Raw genomic sequence first — 11,763 nt, forward strand, 5'->3', positions numbered from 1 at the left:
CGTCAAGATGACGCGAGTCTAGGCCCTCCCTGACACCGTGCGGGGTCAGCGCGCGGAGCCGTACCCTTCTTCGCCCAGCTCCTCCAGGATGCGGTTGAGGTCCTGGATCGACGCGAAATCGATCGTGACCTGGCCCTTTCGCGTCCCGAGCGAGATCTTCACCCGCGTGTTCAGGCGATCGCCGAGCTTGCCCGCCACCTCGTCCAGATAGGCCCGTCGCGCTCCCGGCGTGGCCTTCGGGGTCTTCCCCGCGCTCGGCTGCGCCTTGGCGGCGACCTCCGTCGCGCGCACCGACAGGTCTTCGTTCACGACCTTGTCGGCAAGGCGCTGCATCGCCTCCGGCGTGTCAAGGCTCAGGATCGCGCGGGCGTGACCGGCCGACAGCACTCCTGCGGCGACGCGCTGCTGCACCGGGACGGGCAGTTTGAGCAGGCGGATGGTGTTGCTGATCTGCGGACGAGACCGGCCGATGCGGGTTGCGAGCTCTTCCTGGGTGATGCCGAAATCCTCGAGCAGCTGCTGGTAGGCCGATGCCTCTTCCAGCGGGTTCAGCTCGGAGCGGTGCAGGTTCTCGAGGAGCGCATCGCGCAGGAGGTCCTCGTCGGCGGTGTCGCGCACAATGGCCGGGATCGCGTCGAGCCCGGCTTCGCGTGCAGCCCGCGTCCGACGCTCCCCCATGATGAGTTCGTAGTCGCCGTCGCCGTTCTTGCGCACGACCACCGGCTGGAGCACCCCGAACTCCCGCACGCTGTGCACGAGTTCGGCCAGGTCCTCCGGGTCGAAGTGCGTCCGCGGCTGACGCGGGTTCGGCACGATCGCGTGCGGGTCGACCTGCACCAGGTGGATGCCGGGGACCGCCTCGAGGGTAGCTTCCGCAACCGCGGCTGCGCCGGAGTCGGTCGTGTCCGGGCGCAGGCTCGCGCCGGGGAAGAACACGTCGACGGGTCGCTCCGCCTGATCCGCGGTCGGAATGAGGGCACCGATGCCCCGGCCGAGTCCAGTGCGCTTCGCCATTACTTCTCCTTGCTCTGCGTCACACGCGACGCGATCTCGACAGCGGCCTCGCGGTAGGCGATCGCGCCGGCGGACTGTCCGTCGTACGCGATGACCGTCTGGCCGAAACTGGGGGCCTCGGACACGCGGACCGACCGAGGGATGACGGTGTTCAGCACCTGGGTGGGGAAATGCGTCCGAACCTCTTCCGCAACCTGCTGCGCCAGCCGGGTACGGCCATCGAACATCGTCAGCAGGATGGTGGAGAGGTGCAGAGCCGGGTTGAGGTGCTTCTGGATCATCTGGATGCTTCCCAGAAGCTGGCTCAGACCCTCCAGCGCGTAGTACTCGCACTGGATGGGGATGAAGACCTCGGACGCTGCGGTGAAGGCGTTGATCGTCAGAAGCCCGAGCGACGGCGGGCAATCGATGATCACGAAGTCCACCGGGTGGTCGACGAGGTAGTCCTGCAGAGCGCGTCGGAGCCGATGTTCCCGCGCGACCTGTGCCACCAGCTCGATCTCGGCGCCCGCCAGGTGGATGGTGCTCGGAGCACAGAACAGTCGTGGGTTCTCCGGGCTGGGCTGCACGATCTCCGCGAGCGGGAACTCATCGATCAGCACGTCGTACACGCTCGGCGTGTCCGCGTTGTGCGGAACCCCGAGTGCCGTGGACGCATTCCCCTGGGGGTCGAGGTCGATCACGAGAACCGAGGCACCGAGTCCGGCCAGCGCGGAGGCGATGTTCACCGCACTCGTGGTCTTGCCGACGCCGCCTTTCTGGTTCGACACGGTGAGCACCCGAGTCTCCCCCGTGAACTCCACCTCGACGGCTTCCAGCGCCCTGCGGCGCGCGGAAAGGTCGGCGAGTTCACGCGCGAGGGGCGTATCCATCCCGAACGAGTCGTTCGCCGGTGTCTTTTCGGACTGTTTCACGTGAAACATCCACTCCTTTCGGGGCCGCATCCCACTCTAATCGCAGGGACCGACCTCGAACCGCGCACGCCCGTCAGCATCGACGCTGAGCGCACTTCCGTCCGCGGCTCGTGCCGGCCCACGACCGGCAGCCGCATCGATTCCGGGAGTTCCTCGTCGCAGCGAGCGAGCGCCGCGCGCTCACGGTGCCGCATCGATGACCGCAATCGGTCGTCTGAAACAGCTGCCGGGCCTCCTCGCTCGCGCCGGAGATCCCCGACCAGGCGCATCCAGGATCACGTCTACATGAACCGCCGCGTGAGCTGCCCCCTCAGCACCTCCTCCCCCACCCGCGACGGTTCTTGAAGAAGCCCCGACCTGCCCCCCGGCGAACGCCGCCCCGCATGAGCGCCTTTCACCGTTTCACGTGAAACACTGCGCCCGTTCCGCGGCGTGTTCGGTCCGTCAGCGACCGCGTCGTCTCGCCCTTCATGGCCCCGACCTCGCGGCTCACCCAGCCCTCCCCGCGATCCAGCACACGCGGTCCCGTCTCCGTCCGGGCTTGCCCCCATCGGGCCAACACCGCATGTCCGCGCATTTCCCTGGTGCGGTCCGTCGTCCACTGCGTCTCGTGAGCCGACGGACCTCCGTGTTGTCGGGGCCCGCATGCCTCCACCCTCGGCGCCCGCTCTTCCCCACCCCGCTTCGTCCCCACCCCGCTTCTTCCCCAGGCTCGCTTCTTCCCAACGGCCGCTTCTTACCCAACGGCCGCTTCTTCCCTACGCCCGCCTCCTCCCTACGCCCGCCTCCTCCCTACGCGCGCTTCTTCCCTACGCCCGCCTCCTCCCTACGCCCGCCTCCTCCCTACGCACGCTTCTTCCCCAGGCTCGCTTCTTCCCTGCGGCCGCTTCGTCCCTGCGGCCGCTTCTCCCCCACGCCCGCTTCTCCCCCGCGCCCGCTTCTCCCCCGCGCCCGCTTCTGCCCCACGCCCGCTTCTCCCCCACGCCCGCCCCCTCCCTACGCCCGCCTCCTCCCTACGCCCGCCTCCTCCCTACGCGCGCTTCTTCCCCAGCGGCCGCTTCTTCCCTACGCCCGCCTCCTCCGTACGCCCGCCCCCTCCCTACGCCCGCCTCCTCCCTACGCCCGCCCCCTCCCTACGCCCGCCTCTTCCCCAGACCCGCCTCCTCCTCACGCCCACCTCCTCCCCCGCATGAACACCACACCTTCGGCGGTCGCGCCCGCTCGTGCGTCTTGCGCTCACCGACGACTCGCCACCAGCCCGCGACAGCCGGTCGGAGCCCCCCGCTCCTGACTCGGCAGGCCCGCTCATGGCCGTGCAGTCCCGTCTCCCCGTGCCTCGCCCCACAGCTTCCGGTGCGGAACGGCCCGATTCGGGCAGATGCCCTGCACTCACGGCTCGTGCAGCTGGCCCCGATGTCCCTCGCCGCACCTGGGCACTCCGCCGACACCGTGCCGCCGCGTGCCACATGCCCTCCACTCCCCCACGCCATCGTCATCCGCACCGCGCACCCACCCCTCACGCAAGCAAGGCCCGCACGACATCCCCAGCTGAGCCCGGCGGTTCTCTCCGACCGACTCTCATGCTTCTCCCCACCCAGAGGACACCCCGCACGACCCCCCGCACCGCACCCACACGTCCCCGACTCCATCGTCATCCGCGCCCTGCCCACCCCTTTCACCTGAGCAACCCTCACGCGCGGAATGCCCCGACCCTGCACGCCCGCACCACGTCGTCCCACCCGGCCGCCGCACCTCGCGCTCGTCCCTGCCCTCCCCCACCCCCAACCGGGGAACTGTGGACCCCCGGCTCATCGAAGCCCCAGTACACGGAGCCCTGTGGACACCAGCTCATCGAAGCCTCACCACACGGGTCACTGTCGACCCCAGCTCAGCGAACCCTCAGTACCAGCGGTGCAACCACCCATCGTCTTCCCCTCGTCGGCGCGACGCCGTCACCCCCGGCGCCCATCAGACCTTCCCGTACGACCTTCCCGTTCGATACAGGGACGCCTCGACCCTCGGCCCGTGACAGCCCCTTTCTGAGGCGCCTCATCTCCCTCATCTGTAGTGCCCCGACTACCGGAGTCCCTGACGCTGCGCGACGTATGCAGCCGCACACTCCCTCACGCCCTACCGACTGCGCCACCGATCGCCCACACATCTCGAGTCCCCGCCCGTTCCGCTGTGTTTACAAGCGCACCACCGCCCCGTGCCCGGCGCATCCGACCTCCCGCCACCCCAAAGCCTTCTCCCCTCCCGGGAGCTGACCACCATGAAGCTCACGCAACATGGCCATCTCCCGCATCGATGACTCCCGGACTCGGGCTCCTCGTCGTATCCGCTCGGATCATCGGTTGCAGTGTCTTACCGCGGTCAGGCCCGCACCACCCGACATACAGGGCGCTGACGTAAACCTGCGTTCCCCCGACACCGCTCCTTCTGGGGACACCCAGTGAATCCGCGGCCGCGGAAACTCTCACACGACTCGCCGCGGGAGCAGGATGCGCACCACCCCGCAGGCCCCATCGGCACCCGCGGCCAGTCCTTCCCTACGATTGCGACCCACCGTCCCGGAGTTCGTCCGCAGCGCACGAACAGCGGTACTCACCCCCTGTATGCCCTCAGATTTGCTCATCAATCCGCCAGCACCGCGCTGCCCATCGATCTCAACCGAAGGCCGCACTAGGACCACTCGGTCGCGATGCAAGCCACGCCACCGTCACCTGCCCGACCTCGCCGTGTTTCACGTGAAACATAGCCTCCGCCTGAGGTACTGACTTCGATGTTTCACGTGAAACGGGCTGCCGGCGCGCATCGAACCTGTAAGGACGTCGGGCACCGGAAGGGCGCGGGCCTGCAACCTCCGGCTGGTGGCACGGTCAACCACATCCCCACCTCGCGAGCCCGCGCCCGGTCAATCACCAGCTGCACCGCACACGATGTCGATCCGCCGTGCAACTGCGCTGGGCGTGTGTGTCTAGGAATGCCGCCGTCACACCCCTCACCAACGGCTGACGCTCCGTCGGCGGTCAGGGATGTGTTCGCATGTCGGGCACCACGTTCTAACCGCGAGGGGAGGACACGTGGCCAGGTGGGGTCTCGCCCCAAACCGGGCGGGACCGATCGCAGGCATCGCATCGCGCGACCGCGAGTCGCCGATGTCACGCTCGCCCGACCGGACCGACCGTCGCCGTGCTGTCCGTGTTGGACGCGCTCGGTCAGACACGCCGCTCGGCGCGTGACGAAGACACGGCGGCGCCAGGTCATCCCCTGCGGCGAGAGTCGTCCGCTCCCGCACGTCGGATGCAGCCCGCACCCCCCAGCAACCGCCGAAACTTCCGCGGCATAGCCGTGCCGAGTACGCCTCGTCAGGCCGGATGTTTCACGTGAAACGGCGACGTCACCGCACGCGCGCACGCACGACGCGAGTCGTCTCGGGAAGCACTCCCTCGCCGAGGACTTCTACCCGCACGTCGGAAAGGCGGTACTTCTTGATCTGCTTCTGCGCAGCCTCGATCTCGTTCGCCGCGTTCGCACCCTTGAGCAGGGCGAGTTCCCCTCCGTCACGGACCAGCGGAGCTGTGAGGGGAAGGAGAGTCCGAAGCGCGCTCACGGCGCGAGCGGTCACGACGTCGAATCCATCGCCCGCCTTCACGTCTTCCGCGCGCGACCGCAGCACCGTGACGTTGTCGAGTCCCAGAGCCGCGACCTGCTCGTTCAACCAGGTGATCCGGCGTTCCATCGGCTCGACCAGTGTCCAGGTGACATCCGGTCGCGCGATCGCCAGGACCAGACCAGGGAGCCCGGCGCCCGACCCGATGTCCGCCACGGTGCCGTGGAAGAGGGGCGCGGCGATCGCGCTGTTCAGAATGTGACGGGTCCACAACCGCGGGAGTTCGAGGGGTCCGATCAGGCCCCGCTCCTCACCCTCACGAGCAAGAGCGGCCGTGAACTGTCGCGCGACGTCGATACGGTCGCCGAAGAGTTCAGCGGCGACGGCCGGCTCTGCTTCGACCACACCGGTTTCGGGTGCGCCGGGTTCGGTGGACGAGTCCGACGCCGCCATCACCGACGACGCAACACGGTGTGGCGGTCCGCGCCCTCACCGTACGACTCGGAGACGAGGCCGCGGTCGGCAGCGATGTCGTGCACCAGCTTCCGCTCGTAGCTCGACATCGAGGGAAGCGACGCCTGCGACGACCCCTCGTCGAGCTTCGCGGCCGCGGCGTCGACCAGCGTTTCGAGCTGCCGACGCCGGGTGTCGCGCGAACCACCGATATCGAGGATCAGCCGGGAGAACGAACCGGTCTTGTTCTGCACCGCCAGTCGAGTGAGCTCCTGCAGCGCCTGGACCGTGTCAGGTGCAGAGAGCACGGACAGTCCATCGCCCTCGGCCTCCACCGACACATAGGCGCGGCCCTGACGCACATCGAGGTTCAGATCGCCGTCGATGTCGGCGATGTCGAGCAGCTCTTCGAGGTAGTCGGCGGCGACGTCGCCCTCGAGCTCCAGCTGCGCCACCGTCGGCTCCGTGCTCCCGGTCACGACCTCGCTCATGAACCGCTTCCCTTCTTCTTCGCCCGCTTCTTACCCACGGGCTGCTGACGCTTCGGTGCCTCTGCCTTGGCCTTCTCGGCCTCCTCGAGCAGACGCTGCTGCTCGGCCTCGTACACCGACATCGGCACCACCTTGCCCGACGAATCGATGGCCTTGCCCTTGCGCGCCAGGCGTTCCTCGCGGGCCTTCGCCGCCTCAGAACCCGGGGTCGGCATCTCACGGATGACGAGGAACTGCTGCCCCATGGTCCACAGGTTGGAGATGAACCAGTACACGACGACGCCGAGCGGGAAGAAGACGCCCGAGAAGATGAAGCCCAGCGGCAGCACGTAGAGCATGATCTTCTGCATCTGATACGCCTGGCCGGTCTTGGCCTCGGGCGACAGGTTCTTGGAGATGATCTGCAGCTGCGTGAAGAACTGCGACCCGATCATGAGCACCACGAGCGTGACCAGGATGATGATGGCCGTCGTGTTCTGCGCATCGATCGCGTTGCCCAGCGTCTCGTGCAACGAGGCGACGCCGAAGAGCTTCGCGTCGTAGAACTCCTTCGTCAGCTCGGGGCTGAGGAGACCGACACCGCCGATGTTGTCTCGCGCGTGCTTGCTGACATCGCTCAGCACGCTGTAGAGCGAGAAGAAGATCGGCATCTGCACGAGGAGCGGCAGGCAGCTCGACATCGGCGTCGTGCCGTGCTTCTTGTACAGCGCCATCGTCTCGCGGCTCATGGCCTCGCGAGAGAGCTGATCCTTCTTCCCGCGATACTTCTCCTGAACTTTTCGCAGTTCAGGAGCAATTTCCATCATCTTTCGCTGGCTCTTGATCTGCTTCACGAAGAGCGGGATCAGCGCCGCGCGCACCACCACGACGAGGCCGACGATCGACAGCACCCACGTGATACCGGAGGCTGCCGGAAGGCCGACGGCCGTCAGCAGCCAGTGCCAGGCGACCAGGATGAGCTCGACGACCCACTTCAGCGGCCAGAGGATCGTGCCGAGCAGGTCGAACCCGCCGGCAGCCGGTTCGGGGCTGGGGGTGGTGCTGGCGAGCAGGAGGTCAAGACCCACCGGTCAGTCCTTTCGGGAGGGAACGACGAAACCATGGGAGGTCAGGTCGTAGCGGAAGTGTTGGTGCGGCGTGACGTCGTCGACGCCTCCGCTGGTCCAGGGATTGCAGCGGAGGATGCGCCACGCGGAGAGCAGGGCTCCGCGCACGGCACCGTGCTGCTGCACCGCACCTACAGCGTAGGCGGAACAGGAGGGGTAGTACGCACAGACATCGCCATAGAGCGGGGAGATGACCTTGCGGTACCCGGACAGGAAGGCGATGACCGCGTTCCGCGGGAGCAGCGGGATGCTGCGCACGATGTCGCGTCCGCGCATCTCCCCGGTCCCGACCGACGAGGCGGGAAGCGCGGTCATGAGGAGACCTCGCTCGGAGCCAGACGCTGCAGGCACCTCTCGACGTCGGTGCGCAGCTCGGCGAACGACGCCACGGAGGATGCAGGAAGGGCACGGATGACGACATCCGTGCCCTGAGGAACACGCGGGAGCGCCTCCGCGCAGACGGCTTTCAGACGCCGACGCACGGTATTGCGCACCACAGCGGTGCCCACCTGCTTGCTGATGATGAAACCGAACCGCGGCTCACGCCGCTCACCCGTCGACAGGATCGAGGTGATGACGCGCGCCCCGCCACAACGCGATCCGCGTCGAACGACCATCCGGTAGTCGCTCCCGCGGGTCAGACGGAACGGGCGGGCGAGCACGGCTGCTTACGCAGAGAGCTCGGTGCGGCCCTTCGCGCGGCGTGCCGACAGGATGGCACGGCCGGCGCGGGTACGCATGCGAGCACGGAAACCGTGCTTCTTGGCGCGACGACGGTTGTTGGGCTGGAAGGTGCGCTTGCTCATGAGATCACTCCGGGAATGCTGCCACCGGATTCACTTCGACCGGAGACATGGGGAACTGCCCAAAAAGGCATAAGTCAACCGACTAAGGGTACGTCTTGGCGGCGCACAGGGCAAATTAGCGCCCTGCGACGCTCGAGTCCTCTCGCGAACCGCACAGCCATTATCCACAACCCGGACGCGCCCGATGCGCACAACACGCCCCCGTGTTTTCAAGGGCAGGTTGCCGTTCGTGGCCGGTGTGACTACCGTGGCATCCGAAGTTATCCACAGGGGCACGGCACGTCGACCGCGACCCGAACCGTCGTCCGGAGCACCATGTCCTCACCAGCCCAGCCCGACGTCCCGATCTGGACCACGGTGCAGGAGCTGCTGGAAGCCGACGATCGCGTCACTCCTCAGCTGCAGGGGTTCCTGAGCCTCGCCGTCCCGGCGGGAGTGATGGCCGCGACGCTGTACCTCGAGGTGCCGAACGATCTGACCGCCGCGCAGATCAACAAGCGTCTCCGGCTGCCGATCATGGAAGCCCTCGCCCACATCGGCGACGAGGTCACGTCGTACCGGGTCGTGGTGAACCACGAACTGGCCGATCAGCCGACCGCGCCGATCGCCGTCGCCGACTTCGGTCGCCAGGAGCAGCCGCGCGAGTCGCCGATGGAGCAGCCGACGCAGCTGCGCCACGAGTCACGGCTGAACCCGAAGTACACCTTCGACAACTTCGTCATCGGCCAGTCCAACCGCTTCGCCCACGCCGCCGCGGTCGCCGTCGCCGAAGCACCGGCCAAGGCATACAACCCTCTGTTCATCTACGGCGACTCCGGGCTCGGCAAGACCCACCTCCTTCACGCGATCGGCGACTACGCCCAGTCCCTCTACGCCGGCGTGAAGGTGCGCTACGTGTCCAGCGAGGAGTTCACGAACGATTTCATCAACTCGATCGCGAACAACCGGGGTGCCGCCTTCCAGGCCCGGTACCGCGATGTCGACATCCTCCTGATCGACGACATCCAGTTCCTCCAGGGCCGTGCCGAGACGCAGGAGGCGTTCTTCCACACGTTCAACACGCTGCACGACCACAACAAGCAGGTCGTGATCACGAGCGACGTGGCACCGAAGCACCTGACCGGTTTCGAAGATCGCATGCGCAGCCGCTTCGAGTGGGGACTGATCACCGACGTCCAGGCGCCCGACCTCGAGACCCGTATCGCGATCCTGCGCAAGAAGGCGCAGAGCGAGGCGCTCCACATCCCCGACGAGGTGCTGGAGTACATCGCCACCGTGGTGTCGTCCAACATCCGTGAGCTCGAGGGTGCGCTGATCCGCGTCTCGGCGTTCGCCAGCCTCAACCGTTCCGCGCTCGACATCTCGCTGGCGCAGACCGTGCTTCGCGACATCATCGACACGGCGGAAGACAACATCATCTCGCCGACCGACATCATCACGGCGACCGCCCAGTACTTCAAGCTCACGGTCGACGACCTCTATGGCTCCAGCCGGTCGCAGCAGATCGCGACCGCCCGGCAGATCGCCATGTATCTGTGCCGTGAGCGCACGAGCCTCTCTCTGCCGAAGATCGGGCAGCTGTTCGGCAACCGGGATCACACCACGGTCATGTATGCGTACAAGAAGATCAGCGAGCTCATGAAGGAGCGCCGCTCGATCTACAACCAGGTCACGGAGATCACCACGCAACTCGGCCGTCGCTGACGGAACCGGAGGAAGGGCGTCGTCCGTCGAGGACGGCGCCCTTCGTCGTTCTTGACAACGGCCGGACGTCTCCGATAAATGCGTCTATGCACATGTGGATAACTTGTGGATGATTCGGGATCGCGGCGCTCAGGATGTGGGCCGAGTGGGGAAACCTGTGGATAACCGTCACGAGCCCTCGAGTCTCCACATCCTCGATAACCCGCGGATTCCTCAGCGTCTCCACAAGTGACAGTCGTGTAGTTCCCTACTCGCGTCTGCTTTCCACCGACTTATCCACAGTATCCACAGCGGTTAACACCGTTAAGGAGTTAAGTCATTCAAGGGGCGATCCGATCACCAGACGGTGGGGACAACCCGACAGGTGCGTCGCCGGTGCTCCGGCGTAGGGATCCGCGGGACTGTAGGGCTAGCATGGGAAGCCCTGCACTGGCAGGACCCGACGACGACCCGTCATGACGACGACAAGGGAGCACCCGTGAGGTTTCAGGTCAACCGCGATGTCTTCAGCGAGGCTGTGTCCTTCGTCGTCAAGCTCCTCCCCCAGCGCAACCCGCAGCCGATCCTGGCCGGTGTGCTGATCGAGGCAGACGGTTCAGGGCTCACCCTTTCGGCCTTCGACTACGAGGCATCCGCCAGGACGACCATCGAGGCCACGGTCGAGACCCCGGGGACGATCCTGGTGCACGGCCGACTCCTGTCCGACATCGCGAGTCGTCTGCCGAACGCACCGATCGAGATCGCCGTCGAGGACGACGGGGGCATCGCGGTCACCTGCGGCTCTGCGCGATTCACGCTCGCGGCCATGCCGGTCGAGGAATACCCCTCGATCCCCGAGGTCTCCGGCAGCTCCGGTGTCGTCCCCGCCGATGACTTCGGCACCGCGATCGCCCAGGTCGGCTTCGCGGCCTCGCGTGACGACGTCACGCCGGTCCTCACCGGCGTGCAGCTCGAGGTGACCGGCCAGACGCTCAGCCTCGTGGCCACCGACCGCTACCGGGTCTCGCTGCGCGATGTGCCGTGGGACGGAGAAGCCGTCGAGGCCACCGCGCTGGTCCCGGCCCGCACCCTGCTCGAGGTCGGGAAGACGTTCGGGCACGCCGGCACGATCCAGATCGCGTTCTCCGGCGCGGGCGACCGCGAGATCATCGCGTTCACCGCGGGCAACAAGACCGTCACCTCGCTGCTCATCAAGGGCAACTTCCCGCCGGTGCGTCGTCTGTTCCCCGAGCAGACGGATCACTACGCGGTCGTGAACACCGCCGACCTGATCGAGGCCGTCCGCCGCGTGTCCCTGGTGCTCGACCGCGCCGCCCCGCTGCGCTTCACCTTCTCGGCCGACGGCGTCACGATGGATGCGTCCGGCAGCGAGCACGCACGCGCGTCCGAATCGGTCGACGCCATCCTGTCCGGCGGTGACGAGGTCACGCTCGGCCTCAACCCGCAGTACCTGATCGAGGCGCTCGGCGCGGTGAAGAGCGAGTTCGTGCGGGTCACCTTCACGTCGAGCGACAACGCCAACAAGCTGAGCCCGGTCCTGATCACCAGCCAGACGTCGGTGGATCAGGCGGGCCTGGACTCGTTCAAGTACCTGCTGCAGCCGAACCTGCTCCTGCGCTGAGCGCGTCGCGTCGCCCCGGCGGCGGGGAGGATGTCCGACCC

The 11,763-nt window shown here is 67.1% G+C and carries 10 protein-coding genes; 2 read left to right on the forward strand and 8 right to left on the reverse strand.

The window, feature by feature from the left end:
* Positions 1 to 45 precede the first annotated feature (45 nt).
* From ACFV3I_RS01710 to rpmH, 8 genes are all read right to left on the reverse strand, one after another.
* A complete protein-coding gene (locus tag ACFV3I_RS01710) occupies positions 46 to 1,014 on the reverse strand; it encodes a ParB/RepB/Spo0J family partition protein (protein ID WP_136045153.1) in 969 nt (322 codons plus the stop codon).
* The gene (locus ACFV3I_RS01715; RefSeq protein WP_247638035.1) at positions 1,014 to 1,937 is read right to left on the reverse strand and encodes a ParA family protein; all 924 of its coding nucleotides are present in this window, start codon (positions 1,935 to 1,937) and stop codon (positions 1,014 to 1,016) included. Before ACFV3I_RS01715 ends, ACFV3I_RS01710 begins: the two co-directional genes overlap by 1 nt.
* 3,391 nt (positions 1,938 to 5,328) lie before the next feature.
* Entirely contained in the window at positions 5,329 to 5,994 is a 666-nt protein-coding gene (rsmG, locus tag ACFV3I_RS01720; RefSeq protein ID WP_247638036.1) for a 16S rRNA (guanine(527)-N(7))-methyltransferase RsmG, read from the reverse strand.
* The gene (locus ACFV3I_RS01725; protein ID WP_136033753.1) at positions 5,994 to 6,485 is read right to left on the reverse strand and encodes a R3H domain-containing nucleic acid-binding protein; all 492 of its coding nucleotides are present in this window, start codon (positions 6,483 to 6,485) and stop codon (positions 5,994 to 5,996) included. The genes rsmG and ACFV3I_RS01725 overlap by 1 nt, the downstream gene beginning before the upstream one ends.
* Complete coding sequence (yidC, locus tag ACFV3I_RS01730) at positions 6,482 to 7,552, reverse strand: membrane protein insertase YidC (protein WP_136033750.1); 1,071 nt, start codon at positions 7,550 to 7,552, stop codon at positions 6,482 to 6,484. Before yidC ends, ACFV3I_RS01725 begins: the two co-directional genes overlap by 4 nt.
* A gap of 3 nt (positions 7,553 to 7,555) precedes the next feature.
* Positions 7,556 to 7,906, reverse strand: a complete 351-nt coding sequence (yidD, locus tag ACFV3I_RS01735) for a membrane protein insertion efficiency factor YidD (RefSeq protein WP_136033749.1) — start codon at positions 7,904 to 7,906, stop codon at positions 7,556 to 7,558.
* On the reverse strand, positions 7,903 to 8,253 hold the full coding sequence (rnpA, locus tag ACFV3I_RS01740; protein ID WP_136033747.1) for a ribonuclease P protein component: 351 nt from the start codon (positions 8,251 to 8,253) through the stop codon (positions 7,903 to 7,905). The genes yidD and rnpA overlap by 4 nt, the downstream gene beginning before the upstream one ends.
* Positions 8,254 to 8,259: 6 nt before the next feature.
* Positions 8,260 to 8,397, reverse strand: a complete 138-nt coding sequence (gene rpmH / locus ACFV3I_RS01745) for a 50S ribosomal protein L34 (protein WP_022879826.1) — start codon at positions 8,395 to 8,397, stop codon at positions 8,260 to 8,262.
* A 315-nt stretch (positions 8,398 to 8,712) separates the two neighbouring features.
* Between rpmH and dnaA the strand changes: the two genes are divergently transcribed.
* Together dnaA and dnaN are read left to right on the forward strand one after the other, a co-directional pair.
* Positions 8,713 to 10,101: a chromosomal replication initiator protein DnaA gene (gene dnaA, locus ACFV3I_RS01750; protein ID WP_136033745.1), complete on the forward strand. Its 1,389-nt coding sequence runs from the start codon at positions 8,713 to 8,715 to the stop codon at positions 10,099 to 10,101.
* 478 nt (positions 10,102 to 10,579) lie between these two features.
* Complete coding sequence (dnaN, locus tag ACFV3I_RS01755) at positions 10,580 to 11,722, forward strand: DNA polymerase III subunit beta (RefSeq protein WP_136033743.1); 1,143 nt, start codon at positions 10,580 to 10,582, stop codon at positions 11,720 to 11,722.
* The last annotated feature ends 41 nt before the right edge of the window (positions 11,723 to 11,763 follow it).

This window comes from Microbacterium sp. NPDC059771, from assembly GCF_042732495.1.
In the GTDB taxonomy this organism is placed as follows: domain Bacteria; phylum Actinomycetota; class Actinomycetes; order Actinomycetales; family Microbacteriaceae; genus Microbacterium; species Microbacterium sufflavum.

What these genes read in the sequence shown, in the direction of transcription:
- rsmG (WP_247638036.1), bottom strand. Translation starts at nt 5,994, where the DNA reads ATGGCGGCGTCGGACTCGTCCACCGAACCCGGCGCACCCGAAACCGGT.
- rpmH (WP_022879826.1), bottom strand. Translation starts at nt 8,397, where the DNA reads ATGAGCAAGCGCACCTTCCAGCCCAACAACCGTCGTCGCGCCAAGAAG.
- ACFV3I_RS01715 (WP_247638035.1), bottom strand. Translation starts at nt 1,937, where the DNA reads ATGTTTCACGTGAAACAGTCCGAAAAGACACCGGCGAACGACTCGTTC.
- yidD (WP_136033749.1), bottom strand. Translation starts at nt 7,906, where the DNA reads ATGACCGCGCTTCCCGCCTCGTCGGTCGGGACCGGGGAGATGCGCGGA.
- dnaA (WP_136033745.1), top strand. Translation starts at nt 8,713, where the DNA reads ATGTCCTCACCAGCCCAGCCCGACGTCCCGATCTGGACCACGGTGCAG.
- ACFV3I_RS01725 (WP_136033753.1), bottom strand. Translation starts at nt 6,485, where the DNA reads ATGAGCGAGGTCGTGACCGGGAGCACGGAGCCGACGGTGGCGCAGCTG.
- ACFV3I_RS01710 (WP_136045153.1), bottom strand. Translation starts at nt 1,014, where the DNA reads ATGGCGAAGCGCACTGGACTCGGCCGGGGCATCGGTGCCCTCATTCCG.